The sequence below is a fragment of the Micromonospora aridisoli genome, from assembly GCF_056150025.1.
In genome coordinates this window covers 224,018-242,292 of record NZ_JAXCFK010000003.1, presented here as the reverse complement: position 1 = coordinate 242,292, position 18,275 = coordinate 224,018, and the positions used below count along the sequence as shown (strand labels likewise).

The following is an 18,275-nucleotide window of genomic DNA, read 5'->3' as shown; positions in this document are numbered from 1 at the left end:
CGGAGTGCAACTGCCGAAAACGGGAGTTGCGTTGCAGTAGCGCTCGGTGCATCCTTTCCCGGTTAGCGATCACTTTGGACGGCCGGCTCGGGAGGACGTGTGCTCACCGCCGACGAGTTCTTTTTGATCGCGCACAACGACACCCGAGGCAAGGCGAAGCTGCACCCGGCGGCGACCGGCCTCGGGCTGGCCGGCGGGCTGCTCGGCGAGCTGGTCCTCTATGGACATGTGACGGTCACCGCCGGCCAGGTCAGCGTGATCGACCGCCGGCCACCGGCCGACGCGTTGGCGCACACCGTGCTGGACCAGTTGATCGGGGAGGCCCAGCACCAGTCGGTGCGTACCTGGCTCAGCTTTCTGGCCCAGACCTCGGTCACCTCGGTGGGGGAGCGGCTGGCCCGCGCCGGTGTGCTGCGGCGGCAGGAGAGTCGGCGGCTGCTCCGGACCGTCGTGACGTACCAGCCGATCGATCTCAACGTCGCGGCCTGGCCGGCCACCCGGCTGCGCACCCTGCTGGAGCGTGCCGAGCCGCCGAGCGTTCCCGACGCGACGCTGCTCGGACTGGTCGCCGCCGCCGGCCTGACGCGCGAGGTGCTGTGGAGCGCCGGTCCGCGGGCGCACCACCGGCTCAACCTGATCATCCCGGCCCTGCCGGCCCCGCTGAAGGAACTCGTGGCGCACACCGAGGCCGCCGTCGGCGCGGCGGTGCTGCGCGGCGCCCCCTGACCCGGTACACACCCCTTCCCCTCCCTCAGACCGGAGCAGTCCATGTCCTCGACAGCGACAACCGAACGACCGAGCAACGTCTCCGATGCGTTGGCCCGTGGCCGCCTCGGCGTACCCTCGGTGGTCTTCTTCGTCCTCTCCGCGGCGGCGCCGCTGACCGTCGTCGCCGGTGTGGTCACCACCGGCTACGGGGTCATCGGGGTGCTCGGCATCCCGCTGGCCTTCCTGGCGGTGGCTGCGGTGCTGGCCCTGTTCAGCGCCGGCTACGTGGCGATGGCCCGACGGATGGCCAACGCCGGGGCCTTCTACGCGTACGTGACCCGTGGCCTGGGTCGCCCGGCCGGCGTGGGTACGGCCTGGGTCGCCCTGATCGCCTACAACGCCCTCCAGGTGGGCCTCTACGGTGCCATCGGTGCGGCAGCCGCCCCCGTGCTGGACCGGCTGTTCGGGATCACGCCGCAGTGGTGGATCGTGGCGCTGGTGGCCTGGGCGCTGGTGGCGATGCTCGGCCTGCTCCGGGTGGACATCAACGGCATGGTGCTGGCGGCGCTGCTCTGCGCCGAGATCGCCATCATCGTGGTGTTCGACCTGGGCCAGCTGGGCAACCCGGCCGGCGGCAGCGTCAGCTTCGCCGCGTTCTCGCCGGAGAACTTCTTCGTGCCGGGGCTCGGCGCGGTGCTGGTGCTGGCGATTCTCGGTTTCGTCGGCTTCGAGGCGTCGGTGGTCTTCAGCGAGGAGAGCAAGGACCCGAAGCGCACCGTGCCGATGGCCACCTACCTCTCCGTGGCGATCATCGCGGTGGTCTACGCGCTCTCCTCGTGGAGCATGACGGTGGCGGTGGGGCCGGACCGGATCGTCGAGGAGGCCGGTACGCAGAGCGTCGACCTGATCTTCAATCTGGCCGGGGCGCACCTGGGGGACACCGTCCTGACCATCGGGCAGGCGCTCTTCCTCACCTCGGTGCTGGCCGCCATGATCTCGTTCCACAACACCACCGCGCGCTACGCCTTCGCGCTGGGCCGGGAGCGCGTGCTGCCGGCGGTGTTCGGGCGAACCTCGCCGACCACCGGCGCACCCCGGGCGGCGTCGCTGGCCCAGAGCACGCTCGGCCTGGTCGTGATCCTCCTGTACGCGGTCAACGGCTGGGACCCGGTTCTGCAGCTGTTCTTCTGGCTGGGCACCAGCGGCGGCTTCGGCGTGCTGCTGCTGATCGCGACCACCGCCGTGGCGATCATTGCGTACTTCGCGCGCAGCGGTGAGCAGGAGACGCTGTGGCGGCGACTGATCGCGCCCGGCATCGCCGCGATCGCGCTGGTCGCCATCATCGTTCTGGCCGTGCAGAACTTCGCCAACCTGCTCGGGGTGGAGCCGGACTCGCCGCTGCGCTGGGCGATCCCGGCGGCGTACCCGGTGGCGGCGCTGCTGGGCGCGCTGTGGGGGCTGTCGTTGCGGCGGCGGCGTCCCGACACGTACGCCCGCATCGGCCTGGGTGCGGAGAGCGCCGCCGCGGTCGTGGTCCCGCCGTCCTCGGTCACCGAGCCGGTGCCGGCGGCGGAGGTGCGACGGTGACCGGGCCGCAGATCGCCCGGCTCGGTGCGGACGACGCCCGCTGGGTCGCCGCCCGGATCGCCGAGTCGTTCATGGTGCTGGACCAGCCCCGCTGGCTGGTGCCGGACGAGGCCAAGCGGGAGTCGGTGCTGGCCGGGAACTTCGAGATCATCGTCGACCACGCCACCCGGCACGGACTGGTGTTCGGCACCGAGGACCGCGCCGGGGTGGCGGTCTGGCTGCCGTCGGTCGGCGAACCGCTGCCACCGCCGGAGAACTACGACGCCCGGCTGGCCGCGGCGTGCGGGGAGTGGACCCCGAACTTCGTGCATCTGGACGAGTTGTTCGCGGCCAACCATCCGCACGCCGACCATCACCATCTGGCGCTGCTGGCCGTGCGGCCGGACCGTCAGGGTCAGGGCGTCGGCACGTCGCTGCTGCGTCACCACCACGCCTGGCTGGACGCGAACGGGATGCCGGCGTACCTCGAGGCGAGCAGCGAAACCAGCCGTGACCTGTACGCCCAGCACGGCTATCGGGTCGCCGAGCCGTTCCGGCTACCCGACGGCACGCCGTTCTGGCCGATGTGGCGGGAGCCCGCCGCCGGCTGAGGTGGTGTGGACACGCCGGTGGCCGGGTCCCGAGGGACCCGGCCACCGGCGCCACCCCCTCCTAGTACGTTCCGTCGAGCTGCCCCCGCAGCTTCGTGAGCGCCCGGGCCAGCAGCCGGGACACGTGCATCTGCGAGACGCCGATCTGCTCGGCGATCTGCGACTGCGTGAGGTTGCCGTAGAACCGCAGCGTCAGGATCTTCTGCTCACGCTCGTCCAGCGTGGCCAGTGCCGGACCCAGCGCCACCCGCAGCTCGGCCAGCTCGAACTCGCTGTCCTCGCCGCCGAGCATGTCGCCCAGCTCGGTCGCCCGGTCACCGTCACCGGTCGGCGTGGACAGTGAGACGGCGTTGTACGCGCGGGCGCCCTCCAGGCCCTCCAGCACCTCTTCCTCGGTGAGCTTGAGGTGGGCGGCGATGTCGGCCACCGTCGGGGAGCGGCCCAGCGTCTGCAACAGGGAGCTGTTGGCGTCGGAGATGGCCAGCCGCAGCTCCTGCAACCGGCGGGGTACGCGGATGTCCCAGGTCCGGTCGCGGAAGTGCCGCTTCAGCTCACCGATGATGGTGGGGATGGCGTAGCCGGCGAAGTCGACCCCGCGGGACGGGTCGAACTTGTCGATTGCCTTGATGAGGCCGACGGCGGCGGTCTGCGCGAGGTCGTCGGTGGGCTCGCCGCGACCGCTGTAGCGGTGGGCGAGGTGGTTGGCCAACGGCAGCCAGGCCTCGATCGCCCGGTCGCGCAGCGCCGCCCGGGACGGGTGCCCGGCCGGCAGCGCGGCCATGGCGTTCAGCAACTCGGTGGCGCTGTCGGTGAGCGCCCGCGGGTCGAGCTTCGGGGGCGTGGCTGCCGGGGCGGTCGCCGATTCAGTGATCGTTGACGCGGTCATGGTGGTCCTCCCTGCACCTCGTCCGCGGATATAAGACGTGACGCTTTGGTTGGGTGCTGTTAGTACGTTCGGGAGCCACCTTAGCCCGATCGTGCTCCAAAAATCTAGCCGAACGGACGATGTACTTAAGTGATTTCAGGGCATGAAAGCCGCATAAGGGCTTAGTAGACGTGTCGAACGACAGCAAGATCGCCCGGTTCGCAGGGCCAAGACGGCCGGTTCGGGCGGGTTGCGGATGTCCGTGCGCCCCGCGCCGTGGAGCCGGACGGGGGCGGCGGGCGGTCGAACGGAGGATGCCCGCGACGATGGCAAGGAGAGTGTCGGCAATCCGTCGTTGTCCCGTGGACGGGACCGGGCTTAGCGTACGCGGGTACATTCCTGATCCGGAGGTGCCGTGCTCGATCCCGCCGTACCCCACCTCGTCGTGAACAGCCGGACGCTGTACTTCAGCTGGCTGCCGGCGGACCCGGACGCGGTGGCGGCACTGGTCCCCGAGGGGCTGCGGCCCCACCCGGACCGGGAGGTCTTCATGAACCAGTACGTGGTGGACGACGAGAGCCAGACCTCCGGCTTCGGCTCCTATTCCCTGACCTACATCGGCGTCACGCTGGACGGGATGGACGCCCCGGACGGGGTGACCCCGGGCGGCTGGTGGACCCACTACGTCACCTCCAGCGAACGGGTGCGCGGCTACGCCCTGGCCCGGGGCGCCCCGGCCCTGGCCGGCAGCACCGCCATCACCGAGCAGGGCGACACCATCGTCACCGAGACCGACATCGAGGGCGTGCCGGTGATCCGGGCACAGGTACGCGTGGGCGACACCGGGCACACCGTGCACAACGGCCACCACCGCTACCTGACCCAGTTGCACGGCCAACTGGTGAGCAGCATCTACCCGGTGGTCGCCGAACCGTCCACCTCCTTCGAGATCGAGTCGGTGGAGTTCCTGGATCCGGACCATCCGGTGTACGCGCTACGCCCGGAGAACCCGCTCACCATCGCCTGGGGCTACTACTCGCCGCGCTCGTCATTCGCGTACCCCGGCGGGCTGACGGTCCTCGGCGAGCTGGAGCCGGGCTACCAGGTACCGGACCGGCGGGCGCGCAGTGGCCTGCCGTCGGGGTCGTAGACCAGGCGGTACGCGGGCAGCGCCCAGGCCCGGACCCACCACGGCAGACGGCCGGAGCGGTGCGGCCTGAGCCGACCGGGCGGACGTGGGCCCACCTGGCCACCGTCGTACCAACTCTGCAACGCCTCGGCGGCGGCGGTGATCGCGGCGACCGCGTCGTCCGGGTCGATCAGGTCGGCGTCGTCGCCGCCGGCCGGATCGCGGTCCAGGTGCTCGCGCAGCAGGCGCAACCGCAGTTCCCGGGCGAACCGCCGGGCCCCGTCGCCCCGACCCGCCGGGTCGAGCGGATGACGCCCGTCCGGAGTCTCGTCCAGCACCGCGCAGGACAGTTCGCTGTCGTGCGTCCAGGACCGGCGGTTGAAGTTGTCGCTGCCGACGCTGGCCCACACGTCGTCGACCACACACACCTTGGCGTGCACGTACACCGGGGTTCCGGCGTGGTTCTCCACGTCGAAGACGTGCACCCGCCCGGCCGCGGCCTGCTCGCACAGGGCCAGCGCCTGCTCACGGCCGACCGTGTTCGGTGGCAGGGCCAGCCGCCCGTCCACATCCGGATGGCGAGGCACCACCGCGACCAGGTGCAGCTCCGGGTTCTCGCGCAGCGCGGCGGCGAAGAGCTCGGCGACCTCGGTGGACCAGAGGTACTGGTCCTCCAGGTAGATCAGGCGACGGGCGCGGCGCACGGACTTGGTGTAGCCCCGGGCCACCGTGCGCTCGCCGTCCGGCGCGAACGGGTAGCGCGGCCGGACCGCCGGATAGGTGCGCAGCACCTGGACATGGTGCGGTCCGCAGGCCGGTGGATCGGCCGGTCGCTCCGGCAGCGTCCCCGGGGTGAGGTCGGCGCCGCGGAGCCGGTCACGGAGGTAGGCCAGCGGGTTCTCCGAGTCCAACGGCATCGGGTCGGTCCACCGCTCGCGGAACGTGAGGTCCAGCGCGCCCACCACCGGACCGCGCAGCGCGAGCTGCACGTCGTGCCAGGGCGGACGGTCGCCGTACGCGCTCGCCATCCGTACCGCCTGCGGGTCGCCCCGGTGCGAGTCGTCGTCGCGGCGACTGTGGCACAGGTCGATGCCGCCGACGAAGGCGATGTCCTTCTCCGGGGCGGCCGGACGACGGAGCACCACCAGCTTCTGGTGGTGTGATCCACCGCGCCGGACCCGCTGGTCGAGCAGCACCTCGCCGCCCGCGGCAGCGACCGCCTCGCTGAGGTTGCGGTTCTCCTGGTGGCTGTAGGACAGCACGTCGAGATGCGAACGCCAGATCAACCCCTTGACCACCACGCCACGCTGGGCGGCGCGGGCGAACAACTGGGAGACCGTCGGTCCGTCCGGGCGCATGCGTTCGTCCGGGTCGCCCCGCCAGTCGGCGAAGAAGAGGTGGTCGCCGGCGCCCAACTGCTCGACCTCGGTGACCAGCCGATCGAAGTACGCGGCACCGTGAATCAGCGGCTCGGCGAGGTTTCCACTGGTCCAGACGGGTAACTCAGAGACCGGGTTGGCGCGTTCCGGTGCGGTGAGGAACCAGTCCCGCAGCGGCACGTTCCCGCCCTCAGAGAGGTCGTCCACGACCTCACGATACGAACGCGGGGTCGGGTTCGCACGCCGGTGGGCTGCCGGTTGACGGCGACCGATCCCCCCGAACAGCGAGGAGCCCAGGCATGTCCGGCGAGACGACGAACTCCGTGACCGAGCACCGCGAGCCGGCGGTGGAGGGTGAGCGGGGGGCGCTGTTGACCGTGCTGGTGATGGTCCTGCTCGGCGTCGCCGGCATCTTCGCCGTCTCCTGAGCCGGGCGGGCGGCCCCGACGAAGCGGAGCCGCCCCCTGCCAGTGGTCGGTCAGGGACGCTCGCCCTGGCCGCCGGTGTGCGGCAGCCGTTCCGCCGGAACCACACCGAGTCGGCCGGCCTGGAAGTCCTCGAACGCCTGGATCAGCTCGTCGCGGGTGTTCATCACGAACGGCCCGTAGTGTGCCACCGGCTCCCGGATCGGCTGGCCGCCCATGATGTAGAGGTCCAGCGTCGAGGTGCGGCTGTCCTGGCGGGCGTTGGCCTTGAACCGCAGCGCGTCGCCGGGCCCGTGCACGGCCAGCTGCCCAGTCCGTACGCCGCGCCCGTTGGCGCCGACCGTGCCGCGACCGCCGAGCACGTACACCAGCGCGTTGAAGTCCGGCCGCCACGGCAGGTCCACCTGCGCCCCGGGCTCCACCGTCACGTGGGTGACGGTGATCGGGGTGTGCGTGGAGCCGGGCCCGTGGTGACCGGCGATCTCGCCGGCGATCACCCGGATCAGCGCGCCGCCGTCCGGAGTGGTGAGCAGCGCCGCCTGGTTGCCCCGGATGTCCTGGTACTTCGGTGCGCTCATCTTGGCGGCGCGGGGCAGGTTGACCCAGAGCTGGGTGCCGTGGAACAGCCCGCCGCTGACCACCAGGTGCTCCGGCGGGGCCTCGATGTGCAGCAGGCCGCTGCCGGCGGTCATCCACTGGGTGTCGCCGTTGGTGATGGTGCCGCCACCGCCGTGGCTGTCCTGATGGTCGAAGATCCCGTCGATGATGTAGGTGACGGTCTCGAAGCCCCGGTGCGGGTGCCACGAGGTGCCCTTCGGCTCGCCGGGGGCATAGTCCACTTCGCCCATCTGGTCGAGCATGATGAACGGGTCCAACTCGGTCATCGGCACCCCGGCGAATGCCTTGCGCACCGGGAAACCCTCGCCCTCGAAGCCGCTGGGCGCGGTGGTGAGTCGGCGGACCGGCCGGAAGGTGGTGGACTCGTCGAGCCGCGGCAGCCGGGGCAGGACGAGGACGTTGTCGACGGTGATGGCGGGCATCGGGGCTCCTCTAGTTGTCGCCGGTTGCGGTGGCGAGGGTGGCGTCGCTGTCGGCGGCCCCTCGCAGCCGTCGGTCGAGGCGGGTGAAGATCCGGGTCAGGACGGCGACCTCGGCGTCGTCGAGGTCGTCCATGAGATGGGTGCGTACGGAGCGCAGGTGGTGGGGCGCGGCCTCCCGCAGGGCCAGCAGTCCCGCGGCGGTCAGCACCGCCTCGCTGCCCCGCCCGTCCTGGGGACAGGGCTGCCGGGCCACCAGGCCCCGGCGCTGCATGGAGGAGACCTGATAGGTCAGCCGGCTCGGTGAGAAGACGAGGCGGTCGGCCAGCTCGCCCATCCGCAGTCGTTGCCCCGGAACCTCGGAGAGCAGCACCAGCACGTGGTAGTCGGCGAGGCTGAGCCCGCTGGTGACGCGCAGGTCGTCCTCCAGCCGGGTGAGCAACCGCTGACTTGCCTCGATGTAGGCCCGCCAGGCGGTGAGCCGGTCGCGGTCCAGGCTCTCGGTCATGTCATCACGTTAGCACTTACTCAAAATTTCAACAATCAGCTCCGGCCTCGGGCGGTCTCGGCCCTGCTGGCAACTGTCAGGGACGATGCTGAAGCTTTGAAACAACTGAACCGGTGTCTGGCCCGGGTCATATCCGGTGCGCGGTGGTGCGGGGTGTGCCAGACTCAGCCGCCGTGGAACTGACCGCCCCCGGCCTGCTGCTGCGTCCCTGGCGCGACGCGGACGCCCCCGCCGTCCTCGACGCCTGGCGCGATCCGGCCATCGCGCAGTGGAACCCACAGGGTGACGCGTTCGACCTCGATGCTGCGCTGCGCTGGCTACGGTGGCGGGCCGACTGGTCCAACGGCGATCGTGTGGCGCTGGCGGCGGTCGACCCGGTAGATCCGGACATCCTGCTCGGCTCGGTGTCGCTGCACCGGATCCATGCCGGCGACGCCTCGATCGGTTACTGGACCGTGGCCGCCGCCCGTGGCCGAGGGGTGGCCACGGCGGCGGTCGTACGGCTCAGCGAGTGGGCCTTCGCCGCTCTCGGACTGGAGCGGATCGAGTTGTGCCACGCGGTGGCCAACCCGGCGTCCTGCCGGGTCGCCGAGCGGGCCGGCTACCTGGCCGAGGGCACCCTGCGGCAGTCACACCGCTACGGCGACGGCCGCCGCTACGACGAGCATCTGCACGCTCGCCTCGCCACCGACTGACCGGGCGCGGTGTCAGCCCGCCGTCTGCGGCGCGCGTCCACCCACGTTCAGCCGGGCCAGCAACTGACGGGCCTGATCGGCCACGTCGGCCTCCACCGTGACCGCGTACCGGCTGGCCCGCAGGGAACTGGCCGAGGTGAAGTCACGCTGCCCGCCCGTCATCGCGTGCGCGACGGCACCGAAGACGGCCCCCCAGACGGCGCCGATGACCAGACCGGCGAGGATCACCGCCACCCAGTTCCCGACGGTGAAGATGCCGAACAGCAGGCCGATGAAGAGACCGAACCAGGCGCCGGTGCCCGCCCCGATCAGTGCCGCGCGGGCCGTGGTCATCCGGCCCAGCACGGTCTCCACCAGGGTCAGGTCGGTACCGACGATGGCGGCGCGTTCCACCGGGAACCGGTTGTCCGCCAGATGGTCCACCACGCGCTGGGCGGACGGATAGTCTGGAAAGTCCCCGATCGTCACGGTCGGCGGCCCGGTCTGCGGGCCGTGGCCGTCGCCACTGGGCGCGGCGGGACGGCCACCAGGCCCCGACGGGAGGGTGCCGCCGCCGGTCACACCCGGCTGCCAGGCCGAGGGGTTCGACTGTGGGGTCATTGGTCTCCTCCTTCGTCACCGCAGTTGCCCGCCTTCCCGCGATGCGGTGGCCGTAACGCGCTCCGGGCGGCGTCCGGGTCGACGGTGTCTCCGGCGGGGCACGCCCGGGGCACGGCGGCGACCGCCGAGAAGGCCTCGGCCGGACCGTCCGGGGCCCGGGACACGACGAGGCCCCCGCCGTACGCGACGACGGGGGCCTCGGACCAACGGGTCAGGCGCAGGCCGAGCCGTTGAGGGCGAACCCGCTCGGCGCCGGCAGGCTGGAGCCCGAGTAGGTGCCCTGGAAGCCGACGCTCACCGAGCCGCCGGAGGGCAGGTTGCCGTTGTAGGAGGCGTTGCGGACCGTGATCCGGTCGCCGGACTGGCTCCAGTCGCCGTTCCAGCCGTTGCTCAGCCGCACCCCGGAGCCCACCGTGAACGTGAGCGTCCAACCGTTCAACGCCGCGCCGCGGTTGGTCACCCGGATCTCGGCGGTGAAGCCGCCGGTCCAGGTGTTCGGGGTGAACGTCACCGAGCAGCCCCCGCCGGGCGGGTTGGTGGTCGGCGGCGCGGTGGTGGGCGGCGTGGTCGTCGGCGGGGTGGTGGTGGGCGGCGTGGTCGTCGGCGGCGCGGTGGTCGGCACCGGGCCGGCCGCGACGGCCAGGTCGTACGCCCGCTGCGGCACGAACTGACCCGCTGCCGCGATGCAACCGTCCGCCTCACCCGGCAGCTTCACCCACAGGAAGGCGTCGATCGCGGAGTCACCGGTGGCGGTGGTGCTCGGGGTGCCGATCGCCCGTCCCGGCGGGTCGCACCACTCGGAACCGGCGGGGCCGTTGCCGTTGCGGCTGGTGTCGATGATCGCCTTCAGCCGGGAGTTGCCGGTGGCCGCGATGATCTGCTTGGCGTACGAGACCTCGTCGGCGGTACGCCGGTAGTTCGACACGTTCACCGAGATGCCGTCGGCGCTGTTGGCGATGTCGGCGGCGTTCAGCCGCGCGGCAGCCTCCCCGGCGGAGAGCCAGCCACCGTGACCGATGTCGAAGTAGACCTTCGCCGCCGACGAACCCCGCTTGAGCGCCTTGCCGGCGTACGCCATCGAGGCCCGCACCTCGGCCTGCTGGCTGTCGTTCATGCAACTGGTCATGATGGGGAGCACGTCGGGCTCCAGGATGATGCTGGCCGGACGTCCCCCGAGACCCGCGGCGACCTGGTCCACCCACTGCCGGTAGGCCGAGTGGTTCGGCGCGCCGCCCGCGCTGTGGTTGCTGCAGTCACGGTTGGGGATGTTGTAGACCACCAGGATCGGGATCTTGCCGGCGGCGGCTGCGGCGCCGACGAAGGAGTCCACCTCGGCGCGTACCGTCGAGGTGTTGGTGGTGGTGTACCAGCGGGCCTGCGGAACGCTGGCGATCCGGTCGCGGATCACCGCGGCCCGGGAATCGTTCGGGTTGGCCGCCACCCAGCGGGCGGCGCTGGTCTGCGGGTCGACGTAGAAGGCGGAGTCGGCGGCCGCGGCGGGCGCGGGGCGCAGCGCGCCCACGCCGACGCCGGCGACCACGGTCAGGGCCGTCGCCACGGCGCCGACCAGAGCGAAGGTGCCTCGGGTTCTCATGGTCTGCTCCTCGTACCCATCGAAGAAAGTGCGTGGAAGCGCTCCCACATGTCCGACAAGGTACGGGCCGATTGCCGGCTTGTGAAGACCTTCCGGAACTATCCGGCGAACGGCGGGCGTCGATCCCGGTCGGCGAGATGCCGAGCGGCCCTACGATCATCGGATGCGTCGTGGCTGGTCGGGTGTGGTGGTGGTGGGTGCCGGCATCGCCGGTGTGGCGTGCGCCCGGGAACTGCTGCAGGCCGGCGTACCGGTCCAGATCCGGGAACGGGGGCGGGTGGCCGGCGGCCGGATGGCCAGCCGCCGCTTCGACGGTCGCCCCGCCGACCTGGGCGCGGCCTACCTCACCGTGAGCGATCCGGACTTCGCAGAGGTGGTACGCGGCTGGCAGGCCGCCGGGCTGGCCCGCGAGTGGACCGACACCTTCGTGGTGTACGACGGACGGGGTCGCCGCGAGGTCCGGGGACCGATGCGGTGGGCCGCGCCGCGCGGACTGCGCTCGCTGGTCGAAGACCTCGCCCGGGACCTGCCCGTGACGGTGGACCGGCTGGTGCTCGGGGTGGAGCCGGGACCGACGGTGGACGGCGAGGAGTGCGCCGCGGCCGTGCTGGCGATGCCCGGGCCACAGGCCGCGCTGCTGCTCGACCCGGGTCTGGCCGTGGCCACCGAGGTGGTGGGCCGACAGCGGTGGTCGCCCACCCTGGCGGCGATGCTGCGGTTCCCGAGCCGGCGGTGGAACGACTTCCGGGGTGCCTTCGTCAACGACCACCCGCTGCTCAGTCTGGTCTGCGACGACGGGGACCGGCGTGGCGACGGCGCCGCGGTCCTGGTCGCCCACACCACCGCCGAGTTCGCTGCCGGTCACCTGGCCCAACCCACCGCCGCCGCGCCGGCCATCGAGGCGGCCGTACGCGACCTGCTCGCCCTGCCCGAGCGGGCAGCGCAGGTGCACGTCCACCGGTGGACGTACGCCAAGCCTTCCGGCGGTGCTCCGGCCGCCGGTTTCCACCTCGACGCCGACGGCATCGGGCTGGCCGGGGACGTGTTCGGCGAGCCCCGGGTCCAGACCGCCTGGCGCTCCGGCCGTGACCTCGGCCGGGTCCTGGCCCGCCGGCTGACCTGACCGGACGGCGCCGCACCGTCCGGTCGCTCAGGCGGTGACGGGCGCCGAACGGGCGGCCGGAACCGCCGACGGGGTGCGCTGGCCGGTGGCGTCCAGCACCCGCATGACCGGGGTCGCCGCGATGCCGTGCACCACCACGGAGACGATCACCACCAGCGCGGTGGTGGCCCAGACGAGTTCCGCCTGAGGGAAATCCGCCTTCGTGGTCGCGTAGGCCAGGTAGTAGAACGACCCGATGCCCCGGATGCCGAAGGCCGCGATCACCCAGTGCTCCGCAGGCCGTCCCGGCGCACCGCGCAGTGCCAGCCAGCCGAGCAGCGGCCGGACCACGAACACCAGCGCCAGGCCGACCAGCGCGGCGGGCCAGGTCAGCGGTGCGAGCAGGCCCCCGATCACCGCGCCGCCCAACAGCAGCAACATCAACACGGTGAGCAGCCGCTCGACCTGCTCGGCGAAATCATGCAGTACCTGGTGGTACTCGTGACTGCGCTCGGCCGCCCGGATCGCCCGGGCGGCCACGAAGACGGCCAGGAAACCGTAGCCGCCGGCCACCTCCACCAGCCCGTACGCCAGGAAGGTGGCGGCCAGCGCCAGGAAACCCTCCGCGTGTCGTGCCAACCGCAGCTCGCTGGGCGCCCGGAAGAAGAGCTTGCCGAGGAGCCAACCGACCAGGAGCCCACCGATCACCCCCACCGCGACCTTGTAGAGCAGGTCGAGGGTGATCCAGCGGGCCAACCAGTCACCGGGTGCGAGGCCGGCACCCGCGATCGCGATCGCCGCGTAGACGAACGGAAACGCCAGACCGTCGTTCAGGCCCGCCTCCGAGGTCAACGCGAAGCGAACCTCGTCCTCGGAGTCCGACTCGCCGGTGGGCTCGCCGACCTGGACATCGGAGGCCAGCACCGGATCGGTCGGCGCGAGCGCCGCGGCGAGCAGCAACGCGCTGGCCGGCACCAGACCCGCCCACCACCACCCGAGCAGTGCCACGGCGGCGATGCACAGCGGCATGGCCACCGCCAGCAGCCGCCACGTCGACGACCAGCGCGCCCAGCTCAACGGCCGATCGATCTTCAGGCCGGCGCCCATCAACGCCACGATCACGCAGATCTCGGTGAGGTGGGTGGCGAGAGCCCGATGGGTCAGTGGATCGGGCACGGGCAGGTCGGTGGGGAGCGCGTAGACCAGCATCCCGAGACCCAGGAAGGCCAGCGGCATCGACAGCGGTCGCCGCTCCAGCAACCGGGGCAGGATGCCGGCGAGCAGTGCCGCCAGACCCAGCACCGCGAACGCAACGTCGATCGTCTCCACCGGACCGCCCCTCGCCACGTCCGCGCCATGCGGACAGGTGGCGCACTTCTTGCCCCGGCCGACGTTCCGGTAATCCCGGCGGAGCTCGCAGCGGCCGTGACCGGTGCCGCCGGGTCTTCCCAGCGAGCGGCGGTGGGAGGTTCAGGCGGGCGGAAGCAGGATCTCGAACCAGACCGTCGAGCCGCGGACGGTGGGGTCGGTGCCCCAGGCGTCGCTCAACTCCTCGATCAGGCCCAGCCCGCGTCCCCGGCTGCTCAGGGCCTCCGTGCGGGCCCGGGTGACCGTGCCCCGGGAACCCGAGTCGGCCACCGACACGAGCAGCCGCTCGGGACTGAGGTCGACCTCGACCCGGGCCGCCGTGCCGGCGTGCAGCAGGGCGTTGGTGGTGAGCTCGCTGGTGCACAGCACCGCCGCGCCGATCACCGACTCGGCGACCCCCCACCGGGTGAGCTGGTCGGTCATCCAGTGCCGTACCCGGCTCGGCGCGGTCGGTTCGGCGGGCACCTCCATCCGCGCGGAGCGGCTCGGCCGCAACGCGTACTCGACGGCGAGCACGGCCACGTCGTCCTCGGTCGCGCCGGGCACCGCCGCGGAGGCCACCGCGCACAGCGACCGAGGGTCGCCGCTGGGTGCCCCGGCCACCGACTCCGCCAGGCGCGCCAGGCCGTCCGACAGCCCTTGTCGGCGGCGCTCCACCACACCGTCGCTGAACAGCAGCAGCGTGTCGCCGGGGGAGAACCTGACCGCGCGGGTCGCGGCGTGATAGCCAACGCCCAGCGGGGCACCCGACAGCACCTCGACGTACTCGGCCCTCGGCTCGCCCGCCGGTGAGCAGCGACGCACCAGCGGGGCCGGGTGCCCGGCGCTGGCCAGGACCAGTTCCTCCCGGTCGACGTCGATCACGCCGAACGCCACCGTGACGAACAACTCGTGGGTGCCGGCCTCGGCGCCGAGGCTGCCCACCAGGCGGTCGAGCCCGGTGAGAACCTGGTCCGGGCGGGGGTCGTTGAGTGCCAGCGCGCGAAGCGCGGCACGCACCTGGCCCATCCGTGCGGCGGCCTGCACGTCGTGGCCGGCGACGTCGCCGAGGACCACACCCAGGTTGCCGGTGGGGAGCATGAAGGCGTCGTAGAAGTCGCCTCCGGCGGCGTTGCCGTCGACACCCGGGTCGTAGCGGGCGGCGATCCGCAGGCGGGGCAGGACCGGCAGGTTCTCCGGCAGCATGCTGCGTTGCAGCAACTGGGCGGTGCCGTGCTGCGTCTCGAAGCGGCGGGCCCGTTCGGTGGCCTGCCCGACCAGCTCGGCCGTGGCCGCCAGCAGCGCCCGTTCCGCCGCCGACCAGGAGTGCGGGGCGCGGTACCCGACGCTCATGGCACCCCGGACCACCGACGCCCGTAGCGGCACCGCCGCCAGCGCCCGGATCTTCTGATCGTGCCGGTCGGCCGCGATCTCGTGCAGCGGCTGGCCGTCGTCGATGAAGTTGGCTCGTCCGGTGCGGGCGGAGACCACCGCCGGTGCCGACCAGTCGGCCGGGCCGCGCCGCCACAACGGGGGCAGCCGTTCGTCCGCCTCGTCCACCAACTCGCCCCGGACCCGCCGGACCATCCGCCAGCCGGCGCCACCGCCCCCGTCGTCCACCGCGAAGGAGACCCGGTCGGCGTCGAACGAGGTGATCGCGTAGCGCAGCGCGACCCGGGCCACGTCGTCCAGGGTGAGGGTGCCGGAGAGCGCCGCGGCGAAGTCACTGAGGCCCTGCAACTGCCGGGTGGCCGGGCTGGTCTCGGCCACCACGGAGAGCACCCCCACGACCCGGCCCTGGCCGTCGCGTACGGGGGAGCAGGCCCGGGTGTAGACGGCCTGTTCGAGCGGACCGGCAGCCCCGTGCGCCGGGAGGGGAATCTCCTTGTCCAGGACCGGCGTGCCGGTGCGGTAGGTGTGCTCGATGACGTCGCCGATGCCCGGGCGTTGCCAGAGTTCGGCGAAGACCTCGGCCGCGGGCCGCCCCATGGCGCGTGGGTGCCGGTCGCCGATCAGCTCCGCGTACGCCTCGTTGTAGAGCAGCAGCAGCTCCGCCCCCAGGTAGAGGGCCATCGGCGCCGGAGAGGCGAGCACCACCTCGGCGGCGGCCCGGATGGTGGGGTCCCACGACTCGTACGGGCCGAGGGCCGTGGCGTCCCACCGGGGGTCCCCGCCGACGGTCGCCGCGCCTGGCGCCGCCGCGCCCGGCAGAGGGCCTGCTGGCGTGGGTACTCGCCCGACCGTTCCTGGCATGACCGCAGCCTAGTCCGCCCGCTCGATCGGTGTTTCCGATCATCGGCGGGGCGCGTCGCTTCAGGGCTATCCGGGCAGGTCAGGGCCGCTCCGGAGCGATCTGTCCGGAAAAAGGGGCGGAGCTGCTCGGCGTGCTGGCCGGGGGAAGGGGTAAGCGCGCGGGGCAATCCATGGACAGGAGGGACATCATGCCGGAAAGCCTCGCGGCCAGGCAGGTCAACATCGGTGACGCCGCGGCCGACATGTGGAGGTCGGTGCTGCTGTTCGTGCCGCGGGCCATCGCGTTCATCGCGATCCTCGTGGTCGGATGGCTCATCGCCAGAGCTGTGCTCAAGGTCGTGGACGCGGTCCTGGAACGGGTGGGGTTCGACCGCGCGGTCGAACGAGGCGGCATCAAGCGTGCGCTGGAACGGACAAAGTACGACGCCAGTGACATCCTGGCGCGACTGGCGTACTACGCCGTGCTGCTGTTCACGCTGCAGTTCGCCTTCGGGGTCTGGGGACCCAACCCGATCAGCGACCTGATCGCGGGCGTGGTGGCGTGGCTGCCACGGGCCTTCGTGGCGATCATCATCGTGGTGGTGGCCGCCGCGATCGCCAACGCGGTGCGGGATCTCGTCACCGGGGCGCTCGGGGGTCTGTCGTACGGCCGGTTCCTGGCCGACGTGACGGCGATCTTCATCATCGCGCTGGGCGTCATCGCGGCGCTCAACCAGGTGGGCATCGCCACCACCGTCACCCAGCCCGTGCTGATCGCGGTGCTCGCCACCGTGGCCGGAATCCTGATCATCGGTGTCGGTGGCGGTCTGGTGCGGCCGATGCAGAACCGCTGGGAAGGCTGGCTCACCCGAGCGGCCGAGGAGTCGCGGGCGATCCGCGAGCAGCGGCAGGGTGCCGAGGCAGGTCGCGGCGACATGCGGCGGCAGATGGCCGACCGGGGCGGCGCCCCGCAGCCGGCCGGGCAGGGACCGGAGTCCTCGATGGCCGGGGGACGGGGGACCTATCAGTCCGGCAACGTCGCTGACGAGACCCAGCAGTTCCGTCCGTGACGGCTGGTCGCGTCATCGAGACAGGACGGGTGTCCGCCGACTTGGCGGGCACCCGTCACGCATTCGGGGAGACTCACAGCGGCGGCGGCTGCGGAGCCGGCGTGTCCAGCGCGGCCGTGAGTGAGCAGACCGCGAGCAGCCGCAGCAGCACCCAGTCCGCCTCCGCCCAGTCGATCGGGTCGGGCGGTTGCCAGCCGTACTCCTCCGCCGCGGCCCGTACCCCGTCGGCGTAGCCGGCGAGGGCCGCGGCGGTCAACGGCCGGGTGTCCCCGCGCAGGCTGTCCCGCACCGCGGCGGCGTGCTGGTCGACGGCGGCGAGCAGTCCCGGCCGGACGAAGGCGACGGCGAGCCCGTCGAGACCCACGGCGTTGGCGAGCGTGACGAGACTGGACCGCGCCCAGTCGACGGCGGTGGGGGAGGTGACCCGGTTCGACGGCACGCGCATGGGGAACGAATGTAGCCAACCCGGCACGGCCCTGACCTCGGCCGCTCGGTCGGTCACCGCATCCTCCCGGTGGTGCCCGTCAGGTGTCCGAGGGGATCGAGTCGGGCGGCGGCAACCGGACGCCCCGGCACGACCGGCACCAGGAGGCACGGATGGACACCAAAGACGGACCCGACGAGCGGCACCGGCGTCCCCCCGGAGTGAGCGACGACACGGTGGCCGCCCTCGGCAAGCTCAGCGAGGCCCTGGAGTGCGTGGAACGCGCGCGCGGCCACCTCTACTCGCTGCACCAGCTCATCGGTCACGCCGACCTGATGCTCGACGACGCGGTGCGGATGTTCCGCGACGCCGGGCATCCCGAGGTCGCCGATCGCATCGCCGACGACCTGGTGGGCCGCAACGTCATCGCCGGGCGGTGGACGTTCCAGATCGTCGAGGACTTCGACGACGGCTACCACGCGTTGTTCCGCGACGTGGACCGTTCGGCCCGCGAGCAACTGGTCGGCGGTCGACGGCACCTCTACGAGGCGGAGATGAAGGAACGCCGCCGGACGCACGGGCGCCCGGGGCACGAGGCGCGTCCGGGCTCGGCCTAGTCCGAGGAGCGGGCGTCGGCGGGGCGACGGCGCGCGGCGTCGTCAGCGATGATCACGGTCGCCACCATCACCGCGACACAGAGGCTGAACAGCCACGAGCTGTCGTCGACCAGCCTGGCCGAGACGGGGGCCTGCACGGCGGCGAGGAGGAAACCGAGCCATGCCAGGCGACGCTGACGCGTGGAGAGGAAGCCGGAGCCCTGATGCATTCCGAAAGTCTTGCGCGCGACGCCGGCATTGCCGTCAGCCGAACGGCCGATTCTGTCTGAGCTGTCCGAATTCACCGCCCGTTCGGACGAACCAGTTGACGCCGCTCGGCGCGGTGTTCCGGGTACGTCCCAGGTGACCGGTGTCACCGACGGACGT

19 protein-coding genes are annotated in these 18,275 nt (G+C 72.1%); 9 read left to right on the top strand and 10 right to left on the bottom strand.

Features of this window, described 5'->3' with window-relative positions; genetic code table 11:
* Positions 1–99 precede the first annotated feature (99 nt).
* From SM447_RS08115 to SM447_RS08105, 3 genes are read left to right on the top strand one after another with little or no spacing between them, the layout of a single operon-like run.
* Positions 100–726, top strand: coding sequence for a GOLPH3/VPS74 family protein (locus tag SM447_RS08115; protein WP_474572114.1), 627 nt, complete (start codon positions 100–102; stop codon positions 724–726).
* A 42-nt stretch (positions 727–768) separates the two neighbouring features.
* On the top strand, positions 769–2,295 hold the full coding sequence (locus SM447_RS08110; protein WP_474572113.1) for an APC family permease: 1,527 nt from the start codon (positions 769–771) through the stop codon (positions 2,293–2,295).
* Positions 2,292–2,885 (top strand): GNAT family N-acetyltransferase, encoded by a 594-nt coding sequence (locus tag SM447_RS08105; RefSeq protein WP_474572112.1) that lies wholly within the window; start codon positions 2,292–2,294, stop codon positions 2,883–2,885. The genes SM447_RS08110 and SM447_RS08105 overlap by 4 nt, the downstream gene beginning before the upstream one ends.
* Before the next feature lie 61 nt (positions 2,886–2,946).
* On the opposite strand, the gene SM447_RS08100 is transcribed toward SM447_RS08105, so the two are convergent.
* Positions 2,947–3,771 (bottom strand): SigB/SigF/SigG family RNA polymerase sigma factor, encoded by an 825-nt coding sequence (locus SM447_RS08100; RefSeq protein WP_474572111.1) that lies wholly within the window; start codon positions 3,769–3,771, stop codon positions 2,947–2,949.
* A 394-nt stretch (positions 3,772–4,165) separates the two neighbouring features.
* On the opposite strand from SM447_RS08100, the gene SM447_RS08095 reads away from it, so the two are divergent.
* Entirely contained in the window at positions 4,166–4,900 is a 735-nt protein-coding gene (locus tag SM447_RS08095; protein WP_474572110.1) for an acetoacetate decarboxylase family protein, read from the top strand.
* Here the strand turns inward: SM447_RS08095 and SM447_RS08090 are convergent.
* Positions 4,849–6,438 carry a phospholipase D family protein gene (locus tag SM447_RS08090; protein ID WP_474572371.1) on the bottom strand — a complete coding sequence of 530 codons (1,590 nt, stop codon included), beginning with the start codon at positions 6,436–6,438 and terminating at the stop codon, positions 4,849–4,851. The two genes, SM447_RS08095 and SM447_RS08090, sit on opposite strands and share 52 nt — an antisense overlap.
* A gap of 119 nt (positions 6,439–6,557) precedes the next feature.
* Between SM447_RS08090 and SM447_RS08085 the strand changes: the two genes are divergently transcribed.
* A complete protein-coding gene (locus tag SM447_RS08085) occupies positions 6,558–6,686 on the top strand; it encodes a hypothetical protein (protein WP_474572109.1) in 129 nt (42 codons plus the stop codon).
* A gap of 50 nt (positions 6,687–6,736) precedes the next feature.
* On the opposite strand, the gene SM447_RS08080 is transcribed toward SM447_RS08085, so the two are convergent.
* Both SM447_RS08080 and SM447_RS08075 read right to left on the bottom strand, forming a co-directional pair.
* Positions 6,737–7,723: a pirin family protein gene (locus tag SM447_RS08080; RefSeq protein ID WP_474572108.1), complete on the bottom strand. Its 987-nt coding sequence runs from the start codon at positions 7,721–7,723 to the stop codon at positions 6,737–6,739.
* 10 nt (positions 7,724–7,733) lie between these two features.
* Positions 7,734–8,228 carry a MarR family winged helix-turn-helix transcriptional regulator gene (locus SM447_RS08075; RefSeq protein WP_474572107.1) on the bottom strand — a complete coding sequence of 165 codons (495 nt, stop codon included), beginning with the start codon at positions 8,226–8,228 and terminating at the stop codon, positions 7,734–7,736.
* 155 nt (positions 8,229–8,383) lie between these two features.
* Here SM447_RS08075 and SM447_RS08070 point away from each other — a divergent pair, with 155 nt between their 5' ends.
* Complete coding sequence (locus SM447_RS08070) at positions 8,384–8,923, top strand: GNAT family N-acetyltransferase (RefSeq protein ID WP_474572106.1); 540 nt, start codon at positions 8,384–8,386, stop codon at positions 8,921–8,923.
* 12 nt (positions 8,924–8,935) lie between these two features.
* Here the strand turns inward: SM447_RS08070 and SM447_RS08065 are convergent, their stop codons facing one another.
* The gene (locus tag SM447_RS08065) at positions 8,936–9,523 is read right to left on the bottom strand and encodes a YflT domain-containing protein (RefSeq protein WP_474572105.1); all 588 of its coding nucleotides are present in this window, start codon (positions 9,521–9,523) and stop codon (positions 8,936–8,938) included.
* A 211-nt stretch (positions 9,524–9,734) separates the two neighbouring features.
* Positions 9,735–11,117 carry a glycoside hydrolase family 6 protein gene (locus SM447_RS08060; protein WP_474572104.1) on the bottom strand — a complete coding sequence of 461 codons (1,383 nt, stop codon included), beginning with the start codon at positions 11,115–11,117 and terminating at the stop codon, positions 9,735–9,737.
* A gap of 184 nt (positions 11,118–11,301) precedes the next feature.
* Here SM447_RS08060 and SM447_RS08055 point away from each other — a divergent pair, with 184 nt between their 5' ends.
* Entirely contained in the window at positions 11,302–12,240 is a 939-nt protein-coding gene (locus tag SM447_RS08055) for an NAD(P)/FAD-dependent oxidoreductase (RefSeq protein ID WP_474572370.1), read from the top strand.
* A gap of 27 nt (positions 12,241–12,267) precedes the next feature.
* Here SM447_RS08055 and SM447_RS08050 read toward each other — a convergent pair whose 3' ends face one another.
* A complete protein-coding gene (locus SM447_RS08050) occupies positions 12,268–13,548 on the bottom strand; it encodes a cation:proton antiporter (protein ID WP_474572103.1) in 1,281 nt (426 codons plus the stop codon).
* Between the two features lie 141 nt (positions 13,549–13,689).
* The gene (locus tag SM447_RS08045; RefSeq protein WP_474572102.1) at positions 13,690–15,819 is read right to left on the bottom strand and encodes an ATP-binding SpoIIE family protein phosphatase; all 2,130 of its coding nucleotides are present in this window, start codon (positions 15,817–15,819) and stop codon (positions 13,690–13,692) included.
* A gap of 188 nt (positions 15,820–16,007) precedes the next feature.
* On the opposite strand from SM447_RS08045, the gene SM447_RS08040 reads away from it, so the two are divergent.
* On the top strand, positions 16,008–16,868 hold the full coding sequence (locus SM447_RS08040; RefSeq protein WP_474572101.1) for a mechanosensitive ion channel family protein: 861 nt from the start codon (positions 16,008–16,010) through the stop codon (positions 16,866–16,868).
* Positions 16,869–16,941: 73 nt separating this feature from the next.
* On the opposite strand, the gene SM447_RS08035 is transcribed toward SM447_RS08040, so the two are convergent.
* Positions 16,942–17,313 (bottom strand): DUF6401 family natural product biosynthesis protein, encoded by a 372-nt coding sequence (locus tag SM447_RS08035; protein WP_474572100.1) that lies wholly within the window; start codon positions 17,311–17,313, stop codon positions 16,942–16,944.
* Between the two features lie 152 nt (positions 17,314–17,465).
* Here SM447_RS08035 and SM447_RS08030 point away from each other — a divergent pair, with 152 nt between their 5' ends.
* Complete coding sequence (locus SM447_RS08030) at positions 17,466–17,909, top strand: hypothetical protein (protein WP_474572369.1); 444 nt, start codon at positions 17,466–17,468, stop codon at positions 17,907–17,909.
* Here the strand turns inward: SM447_RS08030 and SM447_RS08025 are convergent.
* Positions 17,906–18,118, bottom strand: coding sequence for a hypothetical protein (locus tag SM447_RS08025; protein ID WP_474572099.1), 213 nt, complete (start codon positions 18,116–18,118; stop codon positions 17,906–17,908). The two genes, SM447_RS08030 and SM447_RS08025, sit on opposite strands and share 4 nt — an antisense overlap.
* Between the last annotated feature and the right edge of the window lie 157 nt (positions 18,119–18,275).

Bases quoted from the DNA above. Each gene is read 5' to 3' on its own strand.
- SM447_RS08110 (WP_474572113.1), top strand. From the start codon at position 769: ATGTCCTCGACAGCGACAACCGAACGACCGAGCAACGTCTCCGATGCG.
- SM447_RS08100 (WP_474572111.1), bottom strand. From the start codon at position 3,771: ATGACCGCGTCAACGATCACTGAATCGGCGACCGCCCCGGCAGCCACG.
- SM447_RS08085 (WP_474572109.1), top strand. From the start codon at position 6,558: ATGTCCGGCGAGACGACGAACTCCGTGACCGAGCACCGCGAGCCGGCG.
- SM447_RS08080 (WP_474572108.1), bottom strand. From the start codon at position 7,723: ATGCCCGCCATCACCGTCGACAACGTCCTCGTCCTGCCCCGGCTGCCG.
- SM447_RS08075 (WP_474572107.1), bottom strand. From the start codon at position 8,228: ATGACCGAGAGCCTGGACCGCGACCGGCTCACCGCCTGGCGGGCCTAC.
- SM447_RS08065 (WP_474572105.1), bottom strand. From the start codon at position 9,523: ATGACCCCACAGTCGAACCCCTCGGCCTGGCAGCCGGGTGTGACCGGC.
- SM447_RS08060 (WP_474572104.1), bottom strand. From the start codon at position 11,117: ATGAGAACCCGAGGCACCTTCGCTCTGGTCGGCGCCGTGGCGACGGCC.
- SM447_RS08045 (WP_474572102.1), bottom strand. From the start codon at position 15,819: ATGCCAGGAACGGTCGGGCGAGTACCCACGCCAGCAGGCCCTCTGCCG.
- SM447_RS08040 (WP_474572101.1), top strand. From the start codon at position 16,008: ATGCCGGAAAGCCTCGCGGCCAGGCAGGTCAACATCGGTGACGCCGCG.
- SM447_RS08035 (WP_474572100.1), bottom strand. From the start codon at position 17,313: ATGCGCGTGCCGTCGAACCGGGTCACCTCCCCCACCGCCGTCGACTGG.
- SM447_RS08030 (WP_474572369.1), top strand. From the start codon at position 17,466: ATGGACACCAAAGACGGACCCGACGAGCGGCACCGGCGTCCCCCCGGA.
- SM447_RS08025 (WP_474572099.1), bottom strand. From the start codon at position 18,118: ATGCATCAGGGCTCCGGCTTCCTCTCCACGCGTCAGCGTCGCCTGGCA.